This is a genomic window from Psychromonas arctica DSM 14288 (genome assembly GCF_000482725.1).
Classification (GTDB): domain Bacteria; phylum Pseudomonadota; class Gammaproteobacteria; order Enterobacterales; family Psychromonadaceae; genus Psychromonas; species Psychromonas arctica.
This window is the reverse complement of sequence record NZ_KI519482.1, coordinates 65,050-91,260: the sequence shown is the minus strand read 5'-3', so window position 1 is coordinate 91,260 and position 26,211 is coordinate 65,050. Positions and strand designations below refer to the sequence as shown.

The 26,211-nt window shown below is 37.4% G+C and carries 32 protein-coding genes; 11 read left to right on the top strand and 21 right to left on the bottom strand.

Annotated features, from left to right (window positions below; all coding sequences use genetic code 11):
• From pheS to yceD, 15 genes are all read right to left on the bottom strand, one after another.
• Positions 1-981: a phenylalanine--tRNA ligase subunit alpha gene (gene pheS, locus H592_RS0118065; protein WP_028870014.1), complete on the bottom strand. Its 981-nt coding sequence runs from the start codon at positions 979-981 to the stop codon at positions 1-3.
• 177 nt (positions 982-1,158) lie between these two features.
• Positions 1,159-1,776 (bottom strand): fumarylacetoacetate hydrolase family protein, encoded by a 618-nt coding sequence (locus H592_RS0118060; protein ID WP_028870013.1) that lies wholly within the window; start codon positions 1,774-1,776, stop codon positions 1,159-1,161.
• A gap of 77 nt (positions 1,777-1,853) precedes the next feature.
• On the bottom strand, positions 1,854-2,630 hold the full coding sequence (locus tag H592_RS0118055) for a TatD family hydrolase (protein ID WP_028870012.1): 777 nt from the start codon (positions 2,628-2,630) through the stop codon (positions 1,854-1,856).
• A complete protein-coding gene (gene holB, locus H592_RS0118050) occupies positions 2,624-3,652 on the bottom strand; it encodes a DNA polymerase III subunit delta' (protein ID WP_028870011.1) in 1,029 nt (342 codons plus the stop codon). Before holB ends, H592_RS0118055 begins: the two co-directional genes overlap by 7 nt.
• Positions 3,653-3,654: 2 nt before the next feature.
• A complete protein-coding gene (gene tmk / locus H592_RS0118045) occupies positions 3,655-4,308 on the bottom strand; it encodes a dTMP kinase (RefSeq protein WP_028870010.1) in 654 nt (217 codons plus the stop codon).
• 1 nt (position 4,309) lies between these two features.
• On the bottom strand, positions 4,310-5,305 hold the full coding sequence (gene mltG, locus H592_RS0118040; RefSeq protein WP_028870009.1) for an endolytic transglycosylase MltG: 996 nt from the start codon (positions 5,303-5,305) through the stop codon (positions 4,310-4,312).
• On the bottom strand, positions 5,305-6,123 hold the full coding sequence (pabC, locus tag H592_RS0118035) for an aminodeoxychorismate lyase (protein ID WP_028870008.1): 819 nt from the start codon (positions 6,121-6,123) through the stop codon (positions 5,305-5,307). Before pabC ends, mltG begins: the two co-directional genes overlap by 1 nt.
• 182 nt (positions 6,124-6,305) lie before the next feature.
• The gene (fabF, locus tag H592_RS0118030) at positions 6,306-7,547 is read right to left on the bottom strand and encodes a beta-ketoacyl-ACP synthase II (protein ID WP_028870007.1); all 1,242 of its coding nucleotides are present in this window, start codon (positions 7,545-7,547) and stop codon (positions 6,306-6,308) included.
• Positions 7,548-7,702: 155 nt separating this feature from the next.
• Entirely contained in the window at positions 7,703-7,936 is a 234-nt protein-coding gene (gene acpP, locus H592_RS0118025) for an acyl carrier protein (RefSeq protein ID WP_025562459.1), read from the bottom strand.
• 173 nt (positions 7,937-8,109) lie between these two features.
• Positions 8,110-8,844: a 3-oxoacyl-ACP reductase FabG gene (gene fabG / locus H592_RS0118020; RefSeq protein WP_028870006.1), complete on the bottom strand. Its 735-nt coding sequence runs from the start codon at positions 8,842-8,844 to the stop codon at positions 8,110-8,112.
• A 2-nt stretch (positions 8,845-8,846) separates the two neighbouring features.
• Positions 8,847-9,788: an ACP S-malonyltransferase gene (gene fabD / locus H592_RS0118015; protein ID WP_028870005.1), complete on the bottom strand. Its 942-nt coding sequence runs from the start codon at positions 9,786-9,788 to the stop codon at positions 8,847-8,849.
• A gap of 78 nt (positions 9,789-9,866) precedes the next feature.
• Positions 9,867-10,826 (bottom strand): beta-ketoacyl-ACP synthase III, encoded by a 960-nt coding sequence (locus tag H592_RS0118010; protein ID WP_028870004.1) that lies wholly within the window; start codon positions 10,824-10,826, stop codon positions 9,867-9,869.
• On the bottom strand, positions 10,819-11,859 hold the full coding sequence (plsX, locus tag H592_RS0118005; protein WP_028870003.1) for a phosphate acyltransferase PlsX: 1,041 nt from the start codon (positions 11,857-11,859) through the stop codon (positions 10,819-10,821). The genes H592_RS0118010 and plsX overlap by 8 nt, the downstream gene beginning before the upstream one ends.
• Positions 11,860-11,868: 9 nt before the next feature.
• A complete protein-coding gene (gene rpmF, locus H592_RS0118000) occupies positions 11,869-12,039 on the bottom strand; it encodes a 50S ribosomal protein L32 (RefSeq protein ID WP_025562454.1) in 171 nt (56 codons plus the stop codon).
• 18 nt (positions 12,040-12,057) lie between these two features.
• Entirely contained in the window at positions 12,058-12,579 is a 522-nt protein-coding gene (yceD, locus tag H592_RS0117995) for a 23S rRNA accumulation protein YceD (RefSeq protein WP_028870002.1), read from the bottom strand.
• A gap of 136 nt (positions 12,580-12,715) precedes the next feature.
• Between yceD and H592_RS0117990 the strand changes: the two genes are divergently transcribed.
• From H592_RS0117990 to H592_RS22750, 4 genes are all read left to right on the top strand, one after another.
• A complete protein-coding gene (locus H592_RS0117990) occupies positions 12,716-13,297 on the top strand; it encodes a Maf family protein (protein WP_028870001.1) in 582 nt (193 codons plus the stop codon).
• Positions 13,298-13,436: 139 nt separating this feature from the next.
• Positions 13,437-13,814: a hypothetical protein gene (locus H592_RS0117985; RefSeq protein ID WP_028870000.1), complete on the top strand. Its 378-nt coding sequence runs from the start codon at positions 13,437-13,439 to the stop codon at positions 13,812-13,814.
• 163 nt (positions 13,815-13,977) lie between these two features.
• Positions 13,978-14,664 carry a hypothetical protein gene (locus H592_RS0117980; protein ID WP_028869999.1) on the top strand — a complete coding sequence of 229 codons (687 nt, stop codon included), beginning with the start codon at positions 13,978-13,980 and terminating at the stop codon, positions 14,662-14,664.
• Positions 14,665-14,882: 218 nt separating this feature from the next.
• Positions 14,883-15,146, top strand: a complete 264-nt coding sequence (locus H592_RS22750; protein ID WP_051369252.1) for a glutaredoxin family protein — start codon at positions 14,883-14,885, stop codon at positions 15,144-15,146.
• A gap of 97 nt (positions 15,147-15,243) precedes the next feature.
• Here H592_RS22750 and H592_RS23420 read toward each other — a convergent pair whose 3' ends face one another.
• Positions 15,244-16,230, bottom strand: coding sequence for a GGDEF domain-containing protein (locus H592_RS23420; protein WP_051369251.1), 987 nt, complete (start codon positions 16,228-16,230; stop codon positions 15,244-15,246).
• Between the two features lie 320 nt (positions 16,231-16,550).
• A complete protein-coding gene (uvrB, locus tag H592_RS0117965) occupies positions 16,551-18,575 on the bottom strand; it encodes an excinuclease ABC subunit UvrB (RefSeq protein ID WP_028869998.1) in 2,025 nt (674 codons plus the stop codon).
• An 878-nt stretch (positions 18,576-19,453) separates the two neighbouring features.
• Here uvrB and H592_RS0117960 point away from each other — a divergent pair.
• Both H592_RS0117960 and H592_RS0117955 read left to right on the top strand, forming a co-directional pair.
• Positions 19,454-20,038, top strand: coding sequence for a YajG family lipoprotein (locus tag H592_RS0117960; protein WP_028869997.1), 585 nt, complete (start codon positions 19,454-19,456; stop codon positions 20,036-20,038).
• 236 nt (positions 20,039-20,274) lie between these two features.
• Positions 20,275-20,829: a peptidylprolyl isomerase gene (locus H592_RS0117955; RefSeq protein WP_028869996.1), complete on the top strand. Its 555-nt coding sequence runs from the start codon at positions 20,275-20,277 to the stop codon at positions 20,827-20,829.
• Between the two features lie 155 nt (positions 20,830-20,984).
• Here the strand turns inward: H592_RS0117955 and minE are convergent, their stop codons facing one another.
• Genes minE through minC form a run of 3 tightly spaced genes read right to left on the bottom strand, consistent with a single transcriptional unit; the run spans position 20,985 to position 22,810 of the window.
• Positions 20,985-21,251, bottom strand: a complete 267-nt coding sequence (gene minE, locus H592_RS0117950) for a cell division topological specificity factor MinE (protein ID WP_028869995.1) — start codon at positions 21,249-21,251, stop codon at positions 20,985-20,987.
• Position 21,252: 1 nt separating this feature from the next.
• On the bottom strand, positions 21,253-22,065 hold the full coding sequence (gene minD / locus H592_RS0117945) for a septum site-determining protein MinD (protein ID WP_028869994.1): 813 nt from the start codon (positions 22,063-22,065) through the stop codon (positions 21,253-21,255).
• Between the two features lie 19 nt (positions 22,066-22,084).
• On the bottom strand, positions 22,085-22,810 hold the full coding sequence (gene minC, locus H592_RS0117940; RefSeq protein ID WP_028869993.1) for a septum site-determining protein MinC: 726 nt from the start codon (positions 22,808-22,810) through the stop codon (positions 22,085-22,087).
• Between the two features lie 126 nt (positions 22,811-22,936).
• Here minC and H592_RS0117935 point away from each other — a divergent pair, with 126 nt between their 5' ends.
• From H592_RS0117935 to H592_RS0117915, 5 genes are all read left to right on the top strand, one after another.
• The gene (locus H592_RS0117935; protein ID WP_028869992.1) at positions 22,937-23,227 is read left to right on the top strand and encodes a YcgL domain-containing protein; all 291 of its coding nucleotides are present in this window, start codon (positions 22,937-22,939) and stop codon (positions 23,225-23,227) included.
• Positions 23,224-24,249: a lytic murein transglycosylase gene (locus tag H592_RS0117930; protein WP_245600449.1), complete on the top strand. Its 1,026-nt coding sequence runs from the start codon at positions 23,224-23,226 to the stop codon at positions 24,247-24,249. Before H592_RS0117935 ends, H592_RS0117930 begins: the two co-directional genes overlap by 4 nt.
• A gap of 141 nt (positions 24,250-24,390) precedes the next feature.
• Positions 24,391-24,831, top strand: a complete 441-nt coding sequence (locus H592_RS0117925) for a YcgN family cysteine cluster protein (RefSeq protein WP_028869990.1) — start codon at positions 24,391-24,393, stop codon at positions 24,829-24,831.
• Positions 24,832-24,886: 55 nt separating this feature from the next.
• A complete protein-coding gene (gene arsC / locus H592_RS0117920) occupies positions 24,887-25,237 on the top strand; it encodes an arsenate reductase (glutaredoxin) (protein ID WP_028869989.1) in 351 nt (116 codons plus the stop codon).
• A 36-nt stretch (positions 25,238-25,273) separates the two neighbouring features.
• Positions 25,274-25,657 (top strand): DUF2069 domain-containing protein, encoded by a 384-nt coding sequence (locus tag H592_RS0117915; RefSeq protein WP_028869988.1) that lies wholly within the window; start codon positions 25,274-25,276, stop codon positions 25,655-25,657.
• 145 nt (positions 25,658-25,802) lie between these two features.
• On the opposite strand, the gene H592_RS0117910 is transcribed toward H592_RS0117915, so the two are convergent.
• A complete protein-coding gene (locus tag H592_RS0117910) occupies positions 25,803-26,198 on the bottom strand; it encodes a hypothetical protein (RefSeq protein WP_028869987.1) in 396 nt (131 codons plus the stop codon).
• Positions 26,199-26,211: the final 13 nt, after the last annotated feature.

The following is a 26,211-nucleotide window of genomic DNA, read 5'->3' as shown; positions in this document are numbered from 1 at the left end:
TTATTTGAATTGCTTGAGGAAACGAAGATCGTTTTCAAAGAATGAACGTAAATCATTTACGCCGTAACGCAGCATTGTTAAACGCTCGATACCCATACCAAAGGCAAAGCCTGAATATTTTTCAGGATCAACTCCCATCGATTTTAATACAGTTGGATGTACCATGCCGCAACCTAACACTTCTAACCAACCATTTTTACCTTTTACATCTACTTCAGCAGAAGGTTCAGTAAATGGGAAGTAAGATGGACGGAAACGGATTTCTAAATCTTCTTCAAAGAAATTATGTAAGAAATCGTTCAAAATACCTTTAAGCTGCGCAAAACTTACGTTTTCAGCAATCATCAAGCCTTCAACCTGATGGAACATTGGTGTGTGTGTTTGATCGTAGTCGTTACGATAAACACGTCCAGGAGAGATAATACGTACCGGAGGCTCTTGCTTTTCCATGGTACGAATCTGTACACCTGAGGTTTGTGTACGTAATACTAAGTCAGGATTAAAGTAGAAAGTATCGTGATCAGCACGTGCTGGATGATGAGGCGGAATGTTTAACGCATCAAAGTTATGGTAACCATCTTCAACTTCAGGTCCGTCTTTAACTTCAAAACCTAATTCACTAAAAAACTCAACGATACGCTCTGTTGTACGTGTTACAGGGTGAATATTACCTTGCTTTGAACCGCGACCAGGTAAAGTGACATCGATAGTTTCAGACGCTAATTTTTCATTTAGAATAGCTTCTTCCATGCCTTTTTTACGTTCAACTAAAACAGCTTGAATTGCTTGTTTCGCTTGATTGATCATTTGTCCAGCGGCTGGTTTTTCAGCAGGCGGTAATTTGCCTAAGCCTTTCATTTGTTCAGTCATTAAGCCTTTTTTGCCAAGATACTGTAAACGAATTTCTTCTAATTCATTGGTATCAGCGGCGTTTTCGATCTGTTGTTGCGCATTAGCAACGATTTCATCTAGATGCTGCATTTGATTACTCTACTTTAGACAAGTGATAAAAAATATGGATGTAATTTTACGCAGTTCAAATTGATATGGCTAGTGCTGAGGGCGTTTTGCAGACTATAAAACGCTGGAAATGAAGAATTAATTAACGATATTAAAGTCTTCACTCCAGCATTGAACTAAAACAGATGAAATAAGGACTTATAATACCGTCCACGTTTTGCTTAACAACAACTTATCCTCTGCAAATAATTGTCCAGTAAAGCAATCACCTTGATTCACTTTCCCGACACCTTTAGGTGTGCCTGTCATTAAAATATCGTTATCTTCAAAGGACATAAATGCCTTTACTGCATCAACAATTTGCATTGGTTTATAGATCATCAAATCAAACGTCGCTTGCTGAGTGACCTGCTCATTAATCAATAAAACTAAGCGTATCGATTCAATATTAGTATCATAATCGAGCGTAATAAAATCTGAAAAAACAGCAGACCCATCAAATGCTTTTGCACGTTCCCAAGGTAATGCTTTAGCCTTTAAGACACTTTGCACTTCACGCTTAGTTAGATCCAATCCAATGCCAACACCTATAAACTGATTATTCTCAACAACAAAAGAAATTTCAGCTTCATAATGAATCGCGTCAACGGCATGTGTTTTGATTTCAGCAGCGATAGCAGAGTTAGGTTTGACAAAAATAACCGGCTCAGTAGGGACTTCATTGTTCAGTTCAGCAATATGCTCTACATAATTACGGCCAATACAAACTACTTTCGACGGGGTAATTATTTTTCCATTTAATAATATTGATTGCATGAGAGGTCCTTATATATAAAACGAATTTCATTGCCAAACTGAGCATTCCCAATTGAGCTAGGTTTAATGACTATAGGTTACCTTTGCGCACCTTTAAATAGCGTAAAGTAGTTTTCAGTGGTGACCTTGGCAAGCTCTTCAAATGTCACCCCTTTTAATTCAGCAACAAATTGTGCAACATCGTAGGTATAAGCAGGTTCATTTTCTTCCCCTCGATGAGGGACTGGTGCTAAATAAGGGGAATCCGTTTCTACCAATAAGCGTTCCAAAGGCACCGCTTTAATTACTGCTTGTAATTCTTTTGCATTCTTAAAGGTTACAATGCCCGAGACAGAAATATAAAAACCCATTTCCATCGCTGCTTCTGCCATTTCAATTGATTCAGTAAAACAATGTAAAACCCCACCGACTTGCTCAGCGCCTTCTTCACGAAGAATATCTAAGGTTTCTTGGCGAGCACCTCGAGTATGAATAATTAAAGGTTTATTGAGTTGTTTAGCCACTCTAATTTGTTTACGAAATGCATCGATTTGCCATTCTTTTGTTTCTGGAGAATAGAAAAAGTCTAAACCTGTTTCTCCTACTGCAACCACCTTTTCTGCACTTGCATATTCTAGTAATAAGGCTTCATCCATCACCGCTTTTTCATATAACGGATGTACGCCACAGGTGCTAGAGACTTGTTTAAAAGGTGCAATCATTGCAGCCATTGCAGGGTAATCCTGTAACGTCACGCAAACACTCAATAAATGAGTAATGCCCTTTGCTTGGGCTTTTTCAATGACCTCAGTAATATCGGTATGTTTTTCCCCATATTTTAATCGGTCGAGATGACAATGAGAGTCTACTAACATACTGTAATTTCCTTAAATTCATTTTTAATTTTTATTAATAACGCATTAACCAATAATTCTTTTTTAAGCGCCGAATGCCCCATTAATAGGCTGCGAGTTTTTAGTATTTCGTCGCTTAATAGACGTAAACTTTTTAACGACAACTGTGTTTGCCAGATTTTCAATTGCGGTAAAGCGAAGTAATAAATAGCATCAGGATCAAGCTGGTTACCATTCAATTTTAATTTATGCAGGTCATGTAATAAATGAAATAATAATAATAGATTTTGTTCAACGTCCTTCACTAATAATTGTGCAAAGGAAAATAAATTAATAGGCTCATATAAAAGAGAGAACAACCCTTCGATGCATTGCCGACGAGTATCAAGCGACGCATCTTCTTGTAACGCTTTTAAATGGTTGAGCAAGGCTAAAGGACTATTTTGAAACCAACGTAATACACCAACGTCACTGACTTGAAAACCAAATTGATATAACCAATCAATTAAGGTTTGATCGTCGGGACTGTGTAGATGTGTTTGTTGCAGACGGCTTAGTAAGGTCGGCATCAATTGATGATGTGTTCGAGTTAATAAAATTAAATAACTATCACCTTGAGGCTCTTCAAGGGTTTTCAACAATGCATTAGCAGCAGCCTCGGTTAATTGGTCTGCACCTTTAATCAACACAACTTTATTATTACCAAGTTGCGGGCGTTCATTCAATTTATCTGTTAATAAACGAATTTGATCAATGCCAATTGATTTATTTTTTTCAGCTTCCAATAGATTAAAATCAAGATGATTATTAGCACTAAACAGCTGACAGGAGTGACATTCAAAACAGGCATCGTTATGTTGTTTATTACTGCACAATAAATACTGGGCTAATTGTCGCGCTAATTTATATTTACCAATACCACTACTGCCAGTAAACAATAGACCGTGCGCAAAACGCCCTTGATGATATGCATCCTGTAAATGCGTATAGAAAGGGGTTAACCAAGGGGTACTCACATTTTCAAAAATATTACTTTCGGGCATTTTTATAAACTCGCTAACCATGCGTCAAGCTGTCGATTAATATCAATTTCAACCTGCGAAAATGTTTGACTTGCATCAATACAGACCGCATTTTTTTCTTCGCTAACCAGCTGCTGAAAAACAGCACGAGAACGATTAAAAAAATCAATGGCTAAACGCTCAATGCGATCTAACTCTCCCCGGCCACGTGCTCTTGCAAGTCCCAACTCAGGTTCAATATCTAAAAATAGGGTGAAGTCCGCTTTAAAGTCACCTAAGGAAACCTGCTTAATTTCATTGATTAGGTTTAGATCTATGCCACGACCACCACCTTGATAAGCAAGTGAAGACCAATTATGTCGGTCACCAATCACCACATGGCCCGCCGCTAAAGCTGGTTTGATTTTATGCTCAACCAATTGTACTCGTGCTGCGTACATGATCAGTAACTCCGCTTTGTCAGCTAATTGTTCGTCTGTCACGTCCATTTTAACTATATCACGCATTTTTTCAGCTAATACAGTACCACCAGGTTCTCGAGTAAAGGCAAGTTGTCGTTCAGCAAGCCCTTTTGATATTAGCCAGTTTTTAATATACTGAATGGCAGTCGTTTTTCCTGCCCCTTCTAACCCTTCAATAACAATAAATTTACCCGCTAATTTTTCTAATACTGACATGTTACCTTCCTCGGATATATTTATTAACGGCATTATTATGCTCTCTCAAATTTTTAGAAAAATAAGAGGTCCCATCCCCTTTACTGACAAAATATAAGTAGCGTGTTTTCGCTGGATGTAGAGCCGCATACATTGCTTCCTCACTCGGCATCGCGATTGGTGTCGGTGGTAAACCATTAATAGTATACGTATTGTAAGCTGTTTTCTCCTGCAAATCCTTCTTACGAATACGCCCGTCGTAGCGCTCTCCCATGCCATAAATAACCGTCGGATCGGTTTGTAACCGCATGCCAATACGTAAACGGTTAACAAACACTGATGCTATTTTATCTCTATCATTTGCAAGCCCACTCTCTTTCTCAATAATAGAGGCCATGATCAGCGCTTCATAAGGTGTTTTATAAGGTAAATTTTTGTCTCTTTCAGGCCATAATTTATCTAATACCATTTGTTGATGCAAATAGGCTTTTTTAACAATACTAAAAGCACTCATATTAGCAGTGTAATGATAAGTTTCAGGGAATAATAACCCCTCTAACTTTGTTGCTTTACTGCCTAGTTTAGCTAACAAAGTTTGCTCAGACTCTTGTAATGGTTGAATATGTTGTGCATTTTGCAATATCACTAACCAGTCTTTATAGGTACTACCTTCAACAAATGTCAATTTAAATTGAAACTCACGTCCTGTGGTTAAAATGGTTAAGATATCTGCTAATGATGCACCTTTAGGTAACTCATAGGTGCCTGATTTTATTTTAGTTAACTCAGGTTTCAATTTAGAAACAACTTTCCACCATCGATCAGTATCCAATAAATCTTGTTCAATTAGCTGCGGTGCAAGGTGTGCAAAATAACGCCCTTCGGATAAGGTAAACAACTGTGTTTGTTGTACTCTTGGCACATGTAAATATTTATCTACCTGTTGCTGTGCCCATAAAAAAGCGATGCTCAGACAAATACCGATAAATAGTAAGGCTAAGATAATTTTTTTGACCATTAGTAACCACTTCCTTGCTTAAGCTTAATTTGTAAGTCAGTTACTTGCTGCAACTGTTGTTGAGAATATGTTATATCTTGGTATTGCTTAACGGGTACGATCCCCATCAACGCATTAGTTAATAGCATACAGGAGGCTTGTTTAACTTGTTCGACGGTCAATTCAGCTTCAGTCACATCAATATCGATATGTTGCATAATACGCTGACGCATCACTCCAGCTACGCCACAATAATCTAATTTAGGCGTCAACCACTGCCCATTTAGGTGAATAAAAAGATTCGCACTGCAGGCCTCAATAACATGCCCAAACTCATCACATACTAAGCCTTCTACTGCATTTAATGAGCTTAGTTCTTGTTTGATAAAGACTTGTTCTAATCTCGCTAATGATTTTAACCCAGCTAATTGTTTATTTCGCCCCAATTGACTTTGGCATTGCACAATGTCAATTCCCTGTGTTTGCCATTCAAAATAATGCACTGGGAATGGTGATAAGCTAATGATGCGCATCGGTTGCTCACAACCTTCAGCACTATAGCCCCGACCACCACTACCGCGAGTTAATATGATTTTTAACACATAATTTGCTTCTGCTTTCACCGTAGTTGCACAGCTAAGCACCTCACTTTGAAGTTGCAACCAATCGATAGCAGGAAAAAATAAACGCGAGGCGCCTAGCTGTAAACGTTGTAGATGAAGTTGCCAATCAACAACCTTGCCATATTCGACTTTTATGGTGGAAAACAAACCGTCCCCATAGCCTAAACCGCGATCACTTGCATCGATTGAGTTATGTTGTTCACCGTTAATAAACATCAGCTTACTGCCACCTATTTTAAAGTAATTGCTAATACAGGGTTAAACAAAGCTAATAAGAAAGCACTTGTGCTCAATACAAGTCACTTGTACTGAAAATAAGCGACTTTAGCGATGTAAAATTTAGACATAAAAAAACCCGAGTCAATATCGGGTTTTCATTTTATAGGTAATGCGTAAAACTAGATACGTTTAAAGATTAACGTACCATTTGTTCCACCAAATCCAAATGAATTCGATAGTGCATACTCTATATTCGAAGGACGCGCTTTACCATCTGTTACGTAATCTAAATCACAACCTTCACTTGGGTTTTTAAGATTGATAGTAGGTGGAGCGACTTGATCTTTAATTGCAAGTACACTGAAAATAGCTTCAATTGCACCAGCAGCGCCTAATAAATGCCCAGTCATGGATTTAGTAGAGCTCATCATTACTGATTTTGCATCTTCTCCCCATATACCTTTAACAGCTTGTGTTTCAGCAATATCACCAGCAGGTGTTGAAGTGCCATGTGCATTAATATATTGAATATCTGCAGCGTTAATACCCGCGTCTTTAATCGCATTTTTCATTGCTAACGCAGCGCCTGCACCACTTTCTGGTGGTGAAGTCATGTGATAAGCATCACCACTCATACCAAAACCAACAAACTCAGCATAAATTTTTGCACCGCGTGCTTTTGCGTGTTCGTATTCTTCAATCACTAACACACCAGCGCCGTCACCTAATACAAAACCGTCACGAGACTCATCCCACGGGCGACTTGCAGTTTCTGGCGAATCGTTACGTGTCGATAATGCACGTGCGGCACCAAAACCACCCATGCCCATTTCAGTCGATGCTTTTTCAGCGCCGCCTACAATCATTACATCTGCATCACCGTATTGGATCATGCGAGCACCTAAACCGATACTATGCGTACCCGTTGTGCAGGCCGTTGTCACCGCAATGTTCGGACCTTTCAGTCCATTATTAATAGAAACATGACCTGAAATCATATTAATAATTGTCGCTGGGACAAAAAATGGACTAATTTTACGAGGGCCACTTTTTGCAAAATTATCTTTGTTTTGTTCAATGATACCAAGACCACCAATACCAGAACCAATAGCAACACCAATGCGTTCAGCGTTATCATCATTAATGATTAAACCTGAATCCTTGATTGCTTGATCAGCAGCTGCTACACCGTATTGAATAAATAGGTCCATCTTACGTGCTTCTTTCTTTGGCATGTATTCTTCGACATTAAAGTCTCGAATTAAACCAGCGAATTTAGTAGAAAACTTCTCTGTATCAAAGTGCTCAATATTTGAGATCCCACTTTGACCAGCTTGAATGGCCTGCCACGATTGCTCTACTGTATTACCTACTGGCGATATCATACCTAAACCGGTTACTACAACTCGACGCTTTGACACTAGACTCTCCTAAATGAGGCTTTAAAAACAATAACTAAAAACTTTAAATAAAATACTTAGGTATTGCTAAAGAAAATGATTGGATTCAAACTATAAAAAACAAAAGGCGGTCAGAAGACCGCCTTTAGAAATTAACTACACTTTAAAGTGAAGAATTAACCGTTGTTAACAACGTAATCAATAGCAGATTGAACAGTCGTGATTTTCTCTGCTTCGTCATCTGGGATCTCTGTATCGAATTCTTCTTCAAGAGCCATTACAAGCTCAACTGTGTCTAGTGAATCAGCACCAAGATCGTCAACGAAAGAAGCTTCGTTTTTAACTTCGTCAAGTTGAACACCTAATTGTTCAACGATGATGTTTTTTACGCGTTCTTCGATATTGCTCATTTTTTATCTTCCTTTGTAATTACGCTTTTGCGTTAAGTTGCGGTAGTTTATTCTATCGCGTTTAATATTCAAGTATTCTATCACTGGTTAGACCAGTATTTTACGACTTTAATCAATAAATTATAGAATATCTATCTTTTTCAGGTTAATTTGATAACTCAACAAGTCAAAAATTAGACCATGTACATGCCGCCATTAACGTGAATTGTTTCACCATTAATGTAAGCCGCACCTTCAGAGGCTAAAAATACAACAGTTGCAGCAATCTCTTTCGGATCACCTAAACGACCAGCTGGTACGTTTGCTAAAGTATTGGCACGTTGCTCTTCGTTTAATGCTTTAGTCATATCAGTTTCAATGAAACCAGGTGCTACTGTATTAACAGTAATACCACGGCTTGCCACTTCACGAGCTAATGATTTAGTAAAGCCAATTACGCCCGCTTTCGCTGCTGCATAGTTAGTTTGACCAGCATTACCCATCGTACCGACTACAGAGCCTACATTAATAATGCGACCAGCACGCTTTTTCATCATGGGACGAAGCGCCGCTTTGCTCAATTTAAAGATAGGCGTTAAGTTAGTACCAATGATGTCATCCCACTCTGCATCTTTCATACGCATCAATAGGTTGTCACGAGTGATACCAGCATTGTTCACTAACACATCAACAGTACCAAACTCTTTCTTAATGTCAGCAAATAATGCTTCAATAGACTCGTTTTCTGTGACGTTCAAGACAAAACCTTTACCCGCATCACCTAAATATTCACTGATTGCAGCTGCGCCACTTTCACTCGTCGCGGTTCCTAATACAGTTGCACCTAATGCAACAAAGCTTTCGGCAATAGCACGACCGATACCACGGCTTGCACCAGTGACTAAAACAACTTGATCTTGCATACTCATTCTTATTCTCCTTTAACTGCAGCTAATGCAGCGTCTAAACTTGCTGAATCATTGATAGCTTGCGCAGCAACACCTTTTTCAATACGACGAACCAAACCACTTAACACTTTGCCAGGGCCAGCTTCCACTTGTAGATTAATGCCTTGGGCGGCCATTTTCACTACAATATCAGTCCAGCGTACAGGACAATATAGTTGGCGCACTAACGCATCTTTGATTTTGTTAGCTTCAGTTTCAATCGCGACATCAACATTATTAATCACTGAAATTTTCGGTGTATTAAATGTAATAGAACGCAGTGCAACGGCTAATTCATCGGCAGCAGGTTTCATCAATGCACAATGAGAGGGTACAGAAACAGGTAATGGTAATGCGCGTTTAGCACCTGCTTCCTTACACAATATACCGGCACGCTCTACTGCATCTTTGTTACCAGCGATAACAACTTGTCCTGGTGAGTTAAAATTGACAGGAGAAACAACTTCGCCTTGCGCAGCTTGTTCACAAGCCGCTTTTATTTCTGCATCACCTAAACCGATGATCGCATACATTGCACCAACACCAGCTGGTACAGCTTGTTGCATTAATTGACCACGTAACTCAACTAATTTAAGGGCATCATTAAAATCAATCACACCAGCACACACTAATGCAGAATATTCACCTAAACTATGGCCAGCAATTGTTGTTGGTAACTCACCGCCAACTTCTGCCCATACACGCCAAATTGCTACAGATGCAGCCAATAATGCTGGTTGTGTTTTATCTGTTTGGTTTAACAACTCAGCAGGACCTTCTTGGGTTAATGCCCACAGGTCATAACCCAACGTTGCACTTGCTTCTTTAAACGTATCAACAACAACAGGATAGGTTGCCGCTAAATCAGCCAACATGCCCACACTTTGTGAGCCTTGACCAGGAAAGGCGAATGTAAAGTTTGTCATCTTTATTCCTAAATTTTGTATTAACAATTTTTAAAATGAAACTTGGAAGTTAATAGTGTTAGTAACTAGTAAAGTTAATTACATAACAACCAATGCACTACCCCAAGTAAAACCACCACCAAATGCTTCTAATAACACTAAATGGCCTGGTTTAATTTTGCCACTTCTTACCCCTTCATCCAAAGCAAGTGGTACAGATGCTGCAGAAGTGTTGCCTTGCTTATCAAGTGCTAAAATAACTTGATCCATAGACATCTCTAATTTTTTTGCCGTTGCTGCGATAATACGAAGGTTCGCTTGATGCGGTACTAACCAGTCTAGTTTTTCTTTTTCAATATTATTAGCGGCTAAAGTATCAACAACCACTTGGCTTAGTTTTTTAACTGCTACTTTAAATACTTCATTGCCCGCCATCGTTAAATATGAATTACTTAATAATGCATTTTTATCGCGGCCAACATTTGGCAGTTTGAGTAAATCACCAAAACGACCATCGGCATTGATATGAGTCGATAAAATACCAGGTTCTTCCGTTGCTGTTAGCACGGCTGCACCGGCACCATCACCAAATAGAATAATAGTACTGCGATCTTCTGGATCACAAGTACTCGCCAATGTATCTGCACCAATCACGAGTACGTTTTTGGCTCCGCCGGCTTTAATGAAATTATCTGCAACGCTTAAGGCATAAGTAAATCCAGCACAGGCAGCTGCAACGTCAAAGGCAGGTATATCATAGATACCTAATAAATTTTGCACTTCACAAGCTGCTGAAGGGAATGCATTATGGTTACTTGTGGTTGCCACAATAATTAAATCTAAATCCGACGCACTCATACCAGCCGCCTCTAACGCTAGATCACTAGCTTTCTTGCCCATGAAAGCGATTGTTTCTTGCTCATTAGCAATGCGACGTTCTTTAATGCCAGTACGTACAGTGATCCATTCATCACTGGTATCAACCATTTTTTCTAAATCCTGGTTGGTGCGCACTGCTGTTGGTAAATAACTACCCGTACCTATAATTTTGCTATTCATGTGATAAACAATCTCGCTCTGCTAGGACAGATTCCAACCTTGCGCTAATACAAGCAGGTATCTGCCATTGAATTTCTTTAATGGCTTGTTCTATTGCATAGAAAAATGCACTTTCATTTGCACTTCCATGACTTTTTACAACAATGCCACGTAATCCGATTAAACTTGCTCCATTATACAGATCTGGATGCAAATTTTTTAATTGGTTTTTTATTATTGGATTCAATACTTTACCCAATAAACGGCTATACCAAGTTGAATTTATCGCTTGCTGTAATCGTGCAAAAAAAACACGTCCCATGCCTTCATAACTTTTAAGCGCGATATTACCACTGAACCCATCCGTCACAACGACATCTGCACGTCCGTCGAATAGTTCATTGGCTTCGATATAACCGATGTAATTAATAAACTCAGTAGCAGACAACATCTCTGCACATTGTTTAATCGTTTCATTACCTTTATTGCTTTCGCGTCCAACATTTAGTAATGAAACCGATGGAGCATTTAATTGCTCAACTTGTTCACAAAGTACGCTGCCCATCAATGCAAAATTAAACAGAGTATCACACCCACATTGCAAATTTGCACCTAAATCCATTAAGTAACTGTGACCACCACGATTATTTGGTAGTGCAGAGACTAAAGCGGGTCTTGAAATACCCTCTAATGTTTTTAAGGTATGCTTAGCTAGTAACATTAATGCGCCAGTATTACCTGCGCTGACACAAGCATCTGCCTCTCCCTTAGCCACTAATTGTAACGCAACGAGCATTGAAGATTGAGAACGATGACGTAAAACAGAAACAGGATCATCTTCCATTGATATGGTTTCTGGTGCGTGTACAAACTTTATTCTCTTGTGATTAAGTAGCTGATATTTTTTTAATAGAGGAGTTATTTGTTGGGCATCACCAATGATAGTAATGAACAAATTTGGGTGTAACTGTAGGGATTTTGAACTTGCAGATAAAGAAATATGGGGGCCAAAATCACCCCCCATGGCATCAAGCGCAATGGTAAAGTTACGCAAAGTAATAACTTACTTTTCGATTACTTTTTTGCCTTTGTAGAAGCCGTCAGCAGTAACGTGATGACGACGGTGAGTTTCACCAGAAGTACTATCAACAGTTAAAGTAGGTGCACTTAGTGCATCATGTGAACGACGCATACCGCGTTTTGAAGGAGTCTTACGACTTTTTTGTACTGCCATTTTAAAAATTCCTGCTAGTTACTTGAGCTTTAGCTTCGCTAGAGCATCAAATGGGTTAGGACGTTCTTGCTCTTCCTCAATTTCGCCAAAGCTACTTTCGTAGTTGCCATATTTACATTCTGCTATTGCATGTTTTGCAATTTGCGGAAGTGTTAATAACAGCTCATCTTCAACTATTTGATGAAGGTTTACCTCCCCATTTTCATCGTAATAAATGGGTTCATAAACGTCTGGTAAATTATTTTCCTGTTCTTTATTAAGAACGGGACAATACGTAAATTCAGCTTCACACTGATAAGTCATAGGCTCATTGCACCGTTGACAAGTGAGTTCTACTGCGACACTTGCTTTACCTTTGAATATTCTCAGCTTTTGCTGGTCCACATCAAACGAAAAAGCAGTATCGATATCAGAGTGAATACTGTTTGTTGACTCTCCTAATCTGCTTAATAAAGACTTATCGAGGCTAGCAACTAGCTCCAGTCTATTATTAGCAGCGCGAACAGAATCAACGCTAATCGGTAGTTTAACCTTTTGCATGGTCGCGAATAATATAGATAGAGTTCAATATAGTCAAAGAAAAAGCGTTATTTTTCTTAAGTTTTTATTCAGCTATCGCTTTATTCTTTCACAGTCCTTAAAATAAACTCATTTTTCCACTTAAGTAAGGTTTATTATGCCACAGAAGCTAGTGTTAGCATCGACTTCACCGTTTAGAAAAGAGCTATTAACAAAGCTACATCTAGACTTTTCAACAGCTAACCCACACGTAAACGAAGAGGAATTACCTGGAGAAACGGCAATCCAATTAGTAGAAAGATTGGCGATAGCAAAGGCTCAAGCAGTTGTTAGCGAATTTCCAGACGCCTTAATCATAGGTTCAGATCAAGTGTGTTTAAACGACGGTAAAATCTTAGGTAAACCCGGTAACTTTGAAAATGCATTTAAACAATTAAAAGCAGCCAGTGGTCAACACGTTACTTTTTATACTGGATTAGCGGTAGTTAATAGCAAAACGGGACAAGTACACTCTTTAGTTGAACCTTTCGACGTCTATTTTCGTGATTTATCAGATGCAATGATCACTAATTACCTTAACAAAGAGCAACCTTATAATTGTGCAGGAAGTTTCAAAAGTGAAGGTTTTGGTATTAGCTTATTTAGTCGATTTGAAGGGAAAGATCCAAATAGTTTAATTGGGCTTCCACTTATCTCTTTGATTGAGCTATTAGAAAAAGAAGGGTTTTCCGTGCTTTAAGCAAAGTGTTGATACGTATACTGCAGTCGCTAACAGCATCGTGTAGTACTGTAAAAGTACCGCAGCAAGATTCTAATAACGTTAGGCAGGATCAGGTTAATAGGCCAACTCCTGCCCCTAATAATAGATGATCTACATAATGTATAATTCACTTCCTATCACAGTCGTCGCCGACCAGACATTTTCTAGTGCGCTAACACCTTTAATAAAGAAATTAGAAATGTGGATCAACTTTCAAGCTTTAAAGGCAAATTGGTATGAAGATGAAAGGATTATTTTGTCCATTAATTTTATGCTAGTAAAGACAATAGAAGAAAAACAGCTGACTACAGAACATTGGGTGGTCGATACTGGCATTGCTTATCAACACCAAGGTAATAACCTAAATACGCAAGCCTTGATTACAATTGCAGACTTAGTAAAAATAAATGAAGGTATTGAACAAGCAATAAAAAATCGATTAATACAGGTTGCAAATGCCATTGCCAAACAGCATCAACTAACACCATTAGCTTAGTATTGAAACAGTGTGATAGTTACCCTGCTTAGAAATGTTATGAACTCTACATAGGATTTACATAGCAGTATAATATAGAGAAATCTTGCAAATGATAATGTCTTTGTCAAAATGCTGTTTAATTGATCAACCTAAAAAACTTCTTCATTAAAAGTATTAATTAATGCTACTAAATAAATATGCTACCTACTCATTACTTATCTTGATATGGATCCCTGCATTGATGTTAGATTCTACATTGATACAAGGTACTAACTTTGATAATAAGCTCTTTACATCAATCATAATTATGAGCTTATGGGCTTTTCTTTTTATTAAAGTCAATACATCACTAAAAAAACTAATGATCATCATGGTGCCTTTATCATGGCTTGGTGAGCTGATCTGTTGTCTATGGCTTGATATGTATAATTATAGGAATGATGGCATTCCCCTATACGTACCCTTTGGCCATGCTGTAATCTATATCACTGGTTTATTAATCAGTAACGTAAAATTAATCCAGAAAAATGAACACAAAATTAAAATGGTCTTAGTGCCCTTTTTCATTCTATTATTTTTGACCGTATCGATAGTGCTCAGCGACACCCTAAGCGCCTGTTTAGCGCTATTGTTTTTTTATCTGCTGCAGCGCAAAAACTACGCTATTTTATATCTAATAATGAGTCTATTGGTCTTATATCTAGAAATTGTCGGTACGCAGCTTGGCACCTGGTATTGGCATTCGAACTGGTGGTTATTCACAACCATTAATCCGCCTGTAGGGGCTATCGTTATTTATATTGCTGGTGATATGTTATTAAAAAAACTAACTTCCTTGCACGGTAAGGAAATGTCAAAAGCAGTCTGATAAGCAGATTGATAGTGAATTCAAAACCAAGGAATTGGCTTTGTGAACATTTATCTGTAAATCAACGATATGGACTAATGGGGGGGATATTTAGACGATCGGTCGCTACCAACACTAATTCATTGTTTATAATTCACTTCAATTTACAAATATCAATCAGCAAAATGAATCAGTAAAATTAAGTTTTATAACAACCAGTTCCACTTTAAGGAAGCAAAATGACATTATCAAAAACACCAGTAAAATCTCTGTCTCTTTATCATTACGATGCTTGCCCATATTGTGCAATGACACGTAAAGCGATACAAAAATTAGGGTTGGATATAGAGCACAGAAATATCCAACAGCAAACTCAACATCGTAATGATTTAATTCAAGGTGGCGGTAAAAAACAAGTACCATGTTTACGCATCGAGCATGCCAGCGGTGAAACACAATGGTTATATGAATCTAGTGACATCATTAATTTTATATCGCAATAATGATTGTTGTCATCGCTCATTCAAGTATGCGACATAAAGTAATTGCAAAATAATTACTTAACAATATATCCGCGTATTTATTCAGCCAGCTTCCAAGTTAAATATTTATTTTGGAAGTTGACTTAACTAAATACATGTTTTTATCTGCTTTATGGATAAGGGAATCAGGAGAACAAAAATTAGTAGGGCCCGTCTGAGCATAACCAATGCTCATGGTCAATTTATCTAAATTTTCATGTACTTCATTAGCTAGTCGTATTCCAAAGGTTTGCTCTACTTGTTGTTCAACACAATTAGGGAAAATAATGCAAAATTCATCTCCACCGTATCTAAATGCTTGATCCTCTACACGCGTCATTTTTTTTATAGCTTTTGCCACTGCAAGCAAAATTTCATTGCCTTTTTGATGCCCTTGCGCATCATTAATCTGCTTAAAATCATTAATATCAATGTATACCAAGGTCACAGGTTGTGAATGCCGCTCCGCTATTTGTAATGTGCTGGTGAGAATACCATTCAAGTCCCGTACATTGAGTAAACCAGTTAAAGGATCTTTCCTTGCTTGCTCCTTCAAGTATTTAACAACCTCTTCACGTTTAGCTTCGTATACATAAACCATTGACCAAATTGCAGCAAGCGTAAACCCAACATTACCTATAACAATCCAGTGTGCTTCGGTATCACTTGCCCACACTAATTGACCTAGCGCTGCTAAGCCGCCAGAAACACTAACAAAGGTGATCACTGTTCCTGCTTTGAGCCCTAACAGTAGATAAGAGAGAATGGGGAAAATAAACAGCCATGAGAATAGCCCGGCCTTAAAATTAGTGATCATAATTCCATATATGACTAGGAAGTAAAAAGTACATAAATAGACAAAAGACCATCTCTGTAAATATTGTGTTGTCTTACTAATAACTAATATCCAACTCCAAAAGCTCGCAATAATTGCTTCGATAATTGAAAAAAGATGAAACCCTGCGAGCCAATTAGTCACAGCAAAAAAACTTGCTGCAAAAATGGTTACAACGAGTAAAACCCGCAGTGTAGTGCGGCGATATCCATATTCTTCAGTTTCTATCATTAATTTACCATTCTTGGATTCAACTAAAAAATGTCAGTCCATTTTGATCACTTATAAGTATGACTTATTATTTTAAGTATAATGGTCATTTTTACTGTTGCAGTCTACTTTTATGCTAATGAGAGGTCATGCACTGCCTGCTTGTTCACCTTCATCTATATTAATGAGGTGTATCACATTTTATTAGTACCAATTAGAAAAAAGAATTGAGCATTAATTATGTGGAACTAGATAATTGATACTCGTTACCATTGAAGAAACAAAATCTGCAAGACATGAGCGACTAGATTCTGGCTATAAATATAAACAGCTATCAGTGTTTACCCTACAGATAGAAGTTGCTCATGTAATTTGGACACTTGATCGCGCAACTGTGCCGCCTTTTCAAACTCTAATGCTTTGGCAAAAGCGAACATTTCTTTCTCAAGCTTGGCAATCTCTTTTAAGATATCTTGCTCTGTACGAAGTGGTTTCTTGGATTGATACAAAACCCCATTCTCAGCTACATTAAGCGGTGTAATATTACTTCTAGGTTGTGGTTTTTGCCCTAACTGCATCACATCATTGACTTCTTTTGACAGACCTTTAGGCTCAATACCATTGGCTTTATTAAAATCATCCTGCAATATTCGTCTATCTTCTGTGACTTTAATGGCTTTACGCATAGAATCAGTAATTCTATCCGCATATAAAATAGCTCGCCCCTCTAAATTACGTGCAGCCCTACCCATAGTTTGAATTAACGAGCGCTCCGAACGTAAAAATCCTTCTTTATCCGCATCTAAAATAGCCACTAAAGAAACTTCAGGAATATCCAAACCTTCGCGCAATAAGTTGATACCAATTAATACGTCGAATATACCTAAACGTAAATCGCGTATGATCTCAACTCGTTCCACCGTATCAACATCTGAATGCAAATAACGCACTTTAATGCCATGTTCATTCAGATATTCAGTTAAGTCCTCTGCCATACGTTTTGTTAAGGTAGTAACTAATACACGTTCACTTTTTGCAACGCGAATATTAATTTCAGATAACAGGTCATCTACCTGTGTAGTTACCGGACGAACTTCGATGATTGGATCTAATAATCCCGTGGGGCGTATCACCTGCCTAATAATATCTCCCTGTGATTTATTAATCTCATAATCACTTGGAGTCGCCGACACATAAATAGTTTGTGGTGCTAACTTCTCAAACTCTTCAAACATTAATGGACGATTATCTAACGCAGAAGGTAAACGAAAACCATAATTTACCAAATTTTCTTTACGTGACCGATCACCTTTATACATAGCACCAATTTGTGGAACCGTAACGTGGCTTTCATCAATTATCAATAACCCATCATTAGGTAGGTAATCAAACAAAGTAGGTGGAGCTTCTCCTACTCCACGACTGGATAAATAACGAGAATAATTTTCAATACCCGAACAATAACCGAGTTCATTCATCATCTCTAAATCATATAAAGTACGTTGCGAAATCCGTTGCTCTTCAATGAGTTTATTTTCAGCTAAAAACGTTTTCTTTCTATCCTGTAACTCTTCTTTAATACCATCTATCGCCTTTAGGATTTGCTCTTTGGGTGTTACATAGTGTGTTTTAGGGAAGATAGTGGTACGTGAGAGTTTTTCTATTTGTTGACCCGTCAATGGGTCGAAAATGCTAATCGCTTCGACTTCGTCATCAAATAATTCCACACGAACAGCTTGTTTTTCAGAGTCCGCTGGGAAAATATCAATGACTTCACCACGGACACGAAAGGTGCCTCGGCTTAACTCTGTTTCATTGCGTGTATATTGAATATCGACTAAACGTTGTAAAATATCTCTGCTAGAAATCATTTCACCGACACTAATATGCAACATCATTTTAAGATACAATTGTGGGTCACCCAAACCGTAAATAGCAGAAACGGAAGCGACTAAGACAACATCATCACGCTCTAATAAGGCTTTTGTTGCCGATAAACGCATCTGTTCAATATGCGCATTAACAGCAGCATCTTTTTCTATGAAGGAATCTGAACTTGGGACATAAGCTTCTGGCTGGTAGTAATCATAATATGAAACAAAATATTCAACAGCGTTGTTTGGAAAGAAAGCTTTCATTTCACCGTACAATTGCGCGGCAAGCGTTTTATTAGGCGCTAAAATAAGAGTCGGTTTATTTAATTGAGCGATGGTATTTGCCAAAGTAAAGGTTTTACCTGAGCCAGTCACCCCTAATAAGGTTTGATATGCCAATCCTGACTCAATGCCATCAACTAACTTAGCAATCGCTTGTGGTTGATCTCCTGCGGGAGAAAATGGACAAACTAACTCAAATACTTTACTCATAAATCCTCGTTATTGATTTTAATTCAAAAGTTCATCTTATCATTATAACGATCACCACTAAAATGAACATTTTTTAACAACCGATAAAAACACAAATATCAGTAATAGCTGAAAATAGAGGTTACGATTAAATTATTTGACAAACATAATATTTACAAGAGTAAAATAACAATAAAAGACCTTATTTGGCATTTTAAGTCATTACTAATTTTTCAACAGTTCAATATTCATGCGCATCAAAAGCACGCTTTATAATAAATACAAGGCGCAGCACCCGCTCAATAAATAGGCAATATAAATTCTGTGATCCGTATTTTTGTCAATTAAAATAAATATATTTTTTAACAAATAATGCACAGAAAATGATTGACAAGGCATAAATCAAAAGCGAGCTTATAGACAAGTGACAAAACCATAAAAAAACCACTTGACGATTACAACTCATTGATAAATATAACTTAAATTTCATGCTCAAAAATACTTCGATCTAATCAAACCCAAGGTATAGCAAGGCCTTCAGCACGATCTTCATTAACTTCCCACAGAGTTATCCACAGAAAAAGTGGATAACCATCGCTAGCCTAGAGTTTATCAGTGTTACAGAAAGATTAAGATAATATGACAGAGATCTCATTAGCAAATAATTTAGCTAGTTCGATCATATTTTATACAAAAAAGTACATTTATAAAAAAATAAGGTGTTGCGGCAAGTCGTGCCTAAAATGATGGTATATAGCAAAAAATGTAACACTTTGTTAACTTAACTGATTCAATAAAACCAATCCTGTTCAAAATTAAACCAAATAGAATATTTATTAATACGATTCAATAATAGGTTTGATATGATGCATTATTATTTTTCTTCTAAGGACCTTTGAATGCTTAATACTTATAGCAAATTAGTTGCCATGCTTACCCTCTTACTTACATTAGCCAGCTGTGCGTCTTTACCGACCGATATTAATATTAACCCTGAGCTTGACCTTGAAAAAAATGCTTATACTTTTAACAAATCGGATACTTGGAAAATAGGTAGCCAAGACTTACGAGTTGCACGCCATTTAATTGAGATTATTGATGGGGACAATGTCGCACAACTTATCAATGAGCAACAATCATTACGTTTGCTAGTTGAAAAAAGTTTAACCCAAGCTTGGATAAACAATAAATTAAAAGTGAATAAAAGCAGTGAGCACCAAGTTAATATTAAATTAATCAAAGCTCTGGCTACGGTGACTGAATCAACATTAAGCTATGATGTAGATTCACAAATGGTAATAAAAGTAGAACTTAACTACCAAGGCAAGAACTTCGTTAAATTATTCCGCAGCAACAAACAGTGGGATGCCGCTTTTTCTACCAGTGCAGCAGGCATCACAGAGCAACTTAATGTACAGATATCACAATTATTAAATCAAATTATTCAGGACCCAGAACTAAATAGTAAATTACAACAGTTTTAATTCCAATTACGTTAATTTAATGATCAAATATTACGCAGGAAAAAGGAGCTAGCTTAAGGCAAAAGTTGCCGTAAATGATTGCTCCCTTTACAAAACTTTTAACGTAAAAATAGTTCTTTTAACCAGCAAGATTGATCAGTTAGTTAGCAGAGTTGGTATAATCAACTCGTTAGCAACATTGTAAATACAGTAATTAATTTTATTTATAGTCGATAAAATATAATAAAGGAAATGATATGAAGTACATCACCGCACTGATTTTATTAGTGAGTAGCCACTTCGCGTTAGCGGCCGAAAACCCAGTCGTCATTATTGATACTAACAAAGGTCAAATTAGCGTCGAGTTATACCCTGAGCAAGCTCCCCTTAGTGTTGCTAACTTTTTAAGTTATGTACAACAGGATGGCTTTAAAGGCACCACTTTTCATCGCGTTATAAAAGATTTTATGATCCAAGGTGGTGGATTTTTAAAAGATGGCACTCGCTTACAGACACTGCCTGCGATTAGGAATGAATCAGGTAATGGTTTAAGCAATGAACGAGGAACTATTGCAATGGCAAGAACAAATGCACCTCATTCGGCAACACGTCAATTCTTCATTAATCACAAAGATAATACTTTTTTGGATATGCGGGGTAGTCAGTGGGGCTATGCAGTATTTGGTAAAGTGAGCAAAGGCTTAGATGTTGTCGATGCCATCGCATCAGTGCAAACCGCGGCGGCAGATAAACCCGTACAAACGGTTATTATTAATAGCATCACATTAGTTAAACCAGCAACTAAAGAGTAAAGCTTTTGTTAAATTTAAGCTGAGTTTACTAAGCTAAGTTAGGGTAAGTTAAAGCAACGCAAATGACTAATACTGAATGACAGGCTTCATACCGTGCTTAGCAAAAAGTGATAAAATGCGACCACTATTAAGTCGCATTTTATTTACTGGATTGTTTATTTATTTTTTGGCAATGTCACATTAACTTCTAATACCGACATATCATCATCCGCTCTATCATTAAATTCACATTTAACATCATGCGATGAAATATCCATGTACTTGCGGATCACTGCAACTAATTCTTTTTGTAATTCAGGCATGTATGAAGGCACGTCAAAACTTGAATGCTCATGGGCTACAATTATCTGCAAGCGATCTTTTGCTAATTTCGCAGTTCCCTTTTTAGGTTTATCTTTTCTAAAATATTGTAATAATCCCATCTTAACCCCCAAATATACGGCTTAAAAAGCCTTTTTTCTCAATTGTTACAAAGCGTAAATCACGTGGCGTACCTAAAAGACGATCAACAGCATCTTGATAAGCTTTGCCTGCATCACTTTCTTGATTTAAGATCACTGGTTCACCTAAGTTAGATGCACTTAACACATCCTGAGACTCTGGAATAACGCCTAGTAAATCTATACCTAATATGTCATCAATGTCTTCGATACTGAGCATCTCTTCACGTTCAACACGCTCTGGAGAATAACGCGTAATTAGCAAATGGACTTTAACTGGCTCCATTTGTTTTTCTGAACGGTATGATTTACTGGATAACATGCCCGTAATTCGGTCAGAATCGCGCACCGATGATACTTCAGGATTAGTCGTGACTATTGCTTCATCTGCAAAGTATAAAGCCATCATTGCCCCCTGCTCGATACCAGCCGGTGAATCACAAATAATGTATTCAAAACCATCTGCTTTTAATGCTTCAATAACCAGTGCAACCCCTTCTTGGGTTAACGCGTCTTTATTACGTGTTTGCGATGCAGGTAAAATGAATAAGGTATCAACACGTTTATCTTTTACTAATGCTTGCTGTAGATTAGCTTCGCCATTAATCACATTGATAAGATCATAAACTACACGTCGCTCACATCCCATGATCAAGTCTAAATTTCTTAGACCAATATCAAAATCGATAACCACCGTTTTAGCACCTGTTTTAGCTAAACCGGTGCCGATAGCGGCACTACTCGTTGTTTTGCCAACGCCACCTTTACCTGAAGTGACAACAATTACCTTTGCCATATAACTTTCCTTCCTAATTTTAAATTTTATTTAAACTTGAAAAAACCATGTTTTGATCTTCTAAAGAGATTGAGCACGAGGTTGACCACATATCTTCAGGCAAGGTATCACTTAATTTGTAAACACCTGCAATTGACACTAACTCAGGTTGTAAAACCGTACAGAAAACAACCGCATCGGTATCTCCCATCGCACCTGCTAATGCTTTACCTCTTAAGGTACCGTAGATATGAATATTGCCATCGGCAATAACTTCTGCACCGGCTCCCACATCACCACGAATAACTAAATCACATTCTTTTGCATAAATTTGCTGTCCTGACCGAACGCGGCCAGTATGTATTTTTGTTTTTACTTCGCTGACGGTATAGTCTTGCTCGGTAGGTAAGACATCAGCAACTTCTTTATTCTCCTCCATGGGCTCAGGCACAGGAGAAGTATTTACAACCTGTCTCTTAGAACCATGTAACACCGCAATTGAATGTTCACTCGCTTGTTGTTTTTGCTGTTCTGACACTTTGCCAGTTATACCTGTCAAGATAAAACCATGCTCTTCTACGATATTTCGTAGTTGTAGAAAATCGATATTTAACGATGTTTCAGCAATATTGACCACCATTGGGGTCAGAGCAAAAAATTCAGGTGCCATTAACCGTTTTCTATTTAATTCTTCGGCAAGGTCTGAAAGTGTTTCATTATCAAGATTGACGACTAACAAGGTAAAATTTAACGATTTTAACGTCATAATTGTCCTTTCTTATTAAATCTTTATTATTTGACATAAAATTCAGCGGATTTCTATAAAAAATAAACGCTTATGCATGTTATAGTTTGCATCAACATTAGGCAAGTAAAGGGCTAGATAAGTATTATGTTATGTGCTGTATATAAAAGTATCCGTAAACCACAAACCTACATTTTTGTAGCAAAACGAGATGACTTTTCACAAGTCCCGACTGCTTTGTTAGAACAATTTGGTCCACCAAAATTAGTGAGCATGTTAAATATCACTGAAACCACCAAAATGGCGATGGCCGAAGCACCTAAGGTGATCAAAGAAGTGACTAGATCAGGTTTTTATTTGCAACTTCCGCCACCTCCTGTTGACCATTTAAAAGATCATAAAAAACGCCAACAACAAAAACGGGGAACAGAGGAATGAATGCAATAAAGCAATTTTCAAATAAAATGGGGCACTTACTTAAAACGATATCTGTTTTTACGCTATGCAGTTTCTCAATAAGTAGTTTCGCCGCTGCAAAAGATGACATTTCCTTTATTAAATATGTTGAAAATATCAAAGCAGAAGCTGCCGAGTTAGGTATCGATCAAAAGATCATTGACAGTGCTTTTGAAAAAGTAGAATTTTTACAACGCAGTGTGTCATCTGACAAACAACAACCTGAATTTAAGATGACCTTGGATACTTATATTCCACGTGCTGTCCCTGATTGGAAAATAAATCAAGCACGACAAGCCTACGCTGATAACTATCATCTTTTACAAAAGATTGGTAAAGAGTATGGCGTTCAGCCTCGTTTTATTGTTGCGTTATGGGGCATTGAAACCAATTTCGGACGTTTGACTGGACGTCATTACGTTATCTCTTCATTAACGACAATGGCTTATGAAGGCCGTCGTGAAGCATTATTCAAAAAACAACTATTTGCAGCCTTAACGATTTTAGAGCAAGGCCATATTAGCCAGGATAAATTTATTGGTTCATGGGCAGGTGCAATGGGACAAGTTCAATTTATGCCTACCTCGTATTTAAATTATGCTGTTGATTACGATGGTGATGGTAAAAAAGACATATGGAATACACCTGGCGATGTTTTTGCTTCTGCAGCAAATTATTTAAAAACAGAAGGTTGGAATAACCAGCAGACATGGGGACGACAAGTTAAGTTACCAGCTGATTTCGATACTGAATTAGCAGGCATTAAACAAACAAAATCATTAGCACAATGGCAGGCTTTAGGAGTGCGCCGTTACGAGGGAACTGATTTACCAAATGTTGACTTACAGGCATCAATTGTTATACCTGATGATCAAAACGGACGTGTTTACTTAGCTTATAATAACTACAAAGTGCTAATGCATTGGAACCGTTCTTATTACTTTGCCACTGCGGTCAGTTATTTATCAGAGCGTATTCTTTCGCCACGCATAGTCGTTGAATAGCATTTAAGTTGAATTGCATTTAACTAATAGTCGAACAGCATTTTAATCGTGTTCTAATAATAAGTGACATAAATAATAAAATGGGTAATAAACATTACCCATCGCAAAAAATAATAGTCGATTACAAGGTAAGTAGAAAAAATGGAAAAATTTTGGGAAACAAAAACACTATCGCAAATGTCACAAAACGAATGGGAATCACTTTGTGATGGTTGTGGTAAATGTTGTCTTAATAAAATAATCGATGATGAAACAGAAGAGCTACATTTTACTAATGTCGCTTGTCATTTATTACATACTAAAACCTGCCAATGTAGAAAATATGAAAAGCGTTTAAAACTGGTTCCTGACTGTGTCAAAATTTCATTGGATGATGTTGAACAATTTCACTGGTTACCAGCAAGTTGTGCCTATAAACTATTAATAGAAGAAAAACCATTGCCAGTATGGCATCCTTTATTAACAGGTAGTCAATCTGCAATGCATAAAGGCGGACACTCTATTCGAGGGAAAATTGTTTCAGAAACACAAATTGATCTCGATAATTTAGAGGACTATATCGCCATTTGGCCTGCAGAATAAATACTCAACTAAACACCTGCATTAAAAATAATTCACTATATAACAAGAGGTTACTATGACAGATATCATTTTTTATCATAATCCACGTTGCTCAAAAAGCCGAGAAACATTAGCGCTAGTCGATAACGAACAACACAGTATTGAAATAATAAAATATTTAGAAACGCCACCTTCTGTAGAGACAATTCAGACCTTAATCACGCAATTAGGTTTTGATTCCGCTCGCCAATTAATGCGCACTACAGAAACGTTATATAAAGAGTTAGATCTTGCAAATGAAGACAATGAGTCAGCATTAATAACGGCGATGCAAGCCAATCCCAAATTAATTGAGCGACCAATAGTAGTGGCTAACGGTAAAGCTGCTTTGGGTCGTCCACCTGAATCTGTTTTAGATATCTTATAGTGATATTATTAACAGCAAAAAAATAAAAGGCTTTAGATGAACACCATACATTTTCAACGTCTTGCACAGTGTGGGTATTTTGGGTTATTGATTTTGGTTCCAACTTGGCATCTTTATCTATCCCCTCCCGCACTAGATATTAATCCTTGGTTAGTAATGCTGATCTGGTTGATTCCATTGCTGTTTCCTTTAAAAGGGATCGTTCAAGGTAATCCTTATACTTATGCTTGGAGTGGATTCATTGACCTAATTTATATCATGCATGCATGTGTCATTATAATGAGCGATGAACAAGAACGATGGCTAGCGGTAGTTGAGTTGGTATTAGCGAGTTTATTTTTGGCAGGGAATATCTATTTTGCTAAATATAAAGGACAAGAGTTAGGGTTAAGTATTCGTAAAAAGAAAACTAAAAAATAACCTATTTTTTACTCCTTTCCTTACCATATACTAGCACTTTGCTAATACATTTGGGCGGCGGTTAAAAAAGCCATTATTACAGATTAATAATGGCTTTTTCGACTCACACTTTAATTTCAACTCTTGATTTCAAGACTTAATTCAACTATTGGCTCTTTTTAGCGTTTTGAATGGTTAATTGCTGCGCTTTAAAATGCATATACTCAGCCTTTGAAATCATACCATCAGCATCAGAGTCCATTTTATCGAAGAGTAATTCATTTTTAGCAGAGACTTGTTCAGCGGAGGCAGCTTTAACCTTGTTACCTTTAACTTTGTCACCTTTAAACTTTATCAATTTTTCTGAGCTATTCTCTACTTTATTACCCGCTTTGTCCGTTTCAGTAGAAAAGTTACCTTTAAAGTTTTTTAACTTTTCAGTATTTTTGCGTACTACTTTTTCGGTCTTTTTATCTATGACTATTATTGAGCTATCAGTTTCAGTGGCAAAAGTACCAGCTGTCATCAACACACCACAGACCAACACAATGAATTTTTTCATGTTTATGTTTCCT

Excerpts from the sequence above, each read along its gene's own strand:
- mltG (WP_028870009.1), bottom strand. The coding sequence starts at position 5,305 with ATGGTCAAAAAAATTATCTTAGCCTTACTATTTATCGGTATTTGTCTG.
- H592_RS0117960 (WP_028869997.1), top strand. The coding sequence starts at position 19,454 with ATGCTTAATACTTATAGCAAATTAGTTGCCATGCTTACCCTCTTACTT.
- H592_RS0117935 (WP_028869992.1), top strand. The coding sequence starts at position 22,937 with ATGTTATGTGCTGTATATAAAAGTATCCGTAAACCACAAACCTACATT.
- H592_RS23420 (WP_051369251.1), bottom strand. The coding sequence starts at position 16,230 with ATGATAGAAACTGAAGAATATGGATATCGCCGCACTACACTGCGGGTT.
- H592_RS0117985 (WP_028870000.1), top strand. The coding sequence starts at position 13,437 with ATGTATAATTCACTTCCTATCACAGTCGTCGCCGACCAGACATTTTCT.
- yceD (WP_028870002.1), bottom strand. The coding sequence starts at position 12,579 with ATGCAAAAGGTTAAACTACCGATTAGCGTTGATTCTGTTCGCGCTGCT.
- H592_RS22750 (WP_051369252.1), top strand. The coding sequence starts at position 14,883 with ATGACATTATCAAAAACACCAGTAAAATCTCTGTCTCTTTATCATTAC.
- pabC (WP_028870008.1), bottom strand. The coding sequence starts at position 6,123 with ATGTTTATTAACGGTGAACAACATAACTCAATCGATGCAAGTGATCGC.
- H592_RS0118055 (WP_028870012.1), bottom strand. The coding sequence starts at position 2,630 with ATGTTAGTAGACTCTCATTGTCATCTCGACCGATTAAAATATGGGGAA.
- H592_RS0117955 (WP_028869996.1), top strand. The coding sequence starts at position 20,275 with ATGAAGTACATCACCGCACTGATTTTATTAGTGAGTAGCCACTTCGCG.
- H592_RS0117915 (WP_028869988.1), top strand. The coding sequence starts at position 25,274 with ATGAACACCATACATTTTCAACGTCTTGCACAGTGTGGGTATTTTGGG.
- H592_RS0118060 (WP_028870013.1), bottom strand. The coding sequence starts at position 1,776 with ATGCAATCAATATTATTAAATGGAAAAATAATTACCCCGTCGAAAGTA.
- acpP (WP_025562459.1), bottom strand. The coding sequence starts at position 7,936 with ATGAGCAATATCGAAGAACGCGTAAAAAACATCATCGTTGAACAATTA.
- minD (WP_028869994.1), bottom strand. The coding sequence starts at position 22,065 with ATGGCAAAGGTAATTGTTGTCACTTCAGGTAAAGGTGGCGTTGGCAAA.
- uvrB (WP_028869998.1), bottom strand. The coding sequence starts at position 18,575 with ATGAGTAAAGTATTTGAGTTAGTTTGTCCATTTTCTCCCGCAGGAGAT.
- tmk (WP_028870010.1), bottom strand. The coding sequence starts at position 4,308 with ATGTCAGTATTAGAAAAATTAGCGGGTAAATTTATTGTTATTGAAGGG.
- fabD (WP_028870005.1), bottom strand. The coding sequence starts at position 9,788 with ATGACAAACTTTACATTCGCCTTTCCTGGTCAAGGCTCACAAAGTGTG.
- fabG (WP_028870006.1), bottom strand. The coding sequence starts at position 8,844 with ATGAGTATGCAAGATCAAGTTGTTTTAGTCACTGGTGCAAGCCGTGGT.
- H592_RS0117930 (WP_245600449.1), top strand. The coding sequence starts at position 23,224 with ATGAATGCAATAAAGCAATTTTCAAATAAAATGGGGCACTTACTTAAA.
- H592_RS0118010 (WP_028870004.1), bottom strand. The coding sequence starts at position 10,826 with ATGAATAGCAAAATTATAGGTACGGGTAGTTATTTACCAACAGCAGTG.
- minC (WP_028869993.1), bottom strand. The coding sequence starts at position 22,810 with ATGACGTTAAAATCGTTAAATTTTACCTTGTTAGTCGTCAATCTTGAT.
- H592_RS0117925 (WP_028869990.1), top strand. The coding sequence starts at position 24,391 with ATGGAAAAATTTTGGGAAACAAAAACACTATCGCAAATGTCACAAAAC.
- arsC (WP_028869989.1), top strand. The coding sequence starts at position 24,887 with ATGACAGATATCATTTTTTATCATAATCCACGTTGCTCAAAAAGCCGA.
- H592_RS0117910 (WP_028869987.1), bottom strand. The coding sequence starts at position 26,198 with ATGAAAAAATTCATTGTGTTGGTCTGTGGTGTGTTGATGACAGCTGGT.
- rpmF (WP_025562454.1), bottom strand. The coding sequence starts at position 12,039 with ATGGCAGTACAAAAAAGTCGTAAGACTCCTTCAAAACGCGGTATGCGT.
- H592_RS0117990 (WP_028870001.1), top strand. The coding sequence starts at position 12,716 with ATGCCACAGAAGCTAGTGTTAGCATCGACTTCACCGTTTAGAAAAGAG.
- minE (WP_028869995.1), bottom strand. The coding sequence starts at position 21,251 with ATGGGATTATTACAATATTTTAGAAAAGATAAACCTAAAAAGGGAACT.
- H592_RS0117980 (WP_028869999.1), top strand. The coding sequence starts at position 13,978 with ATGCTACTAAATAAATATGCTACCTACTCATTACTTATCTTGATATGG.
- pheS (WP_028870014.1), bottom strand. The coding sequence starts at position 981 with ATGCAGCATCTAGATGAAATCGTTGCTAATGCGCAACAACAGATCGAA.
- holB (WP_028870011.1), bottom strand. The coding sequence starts at position 3,652 with ATGCCCGAAAGTAATATTTTTGAAAATGTGAGTACCCCTTGGTTAACC.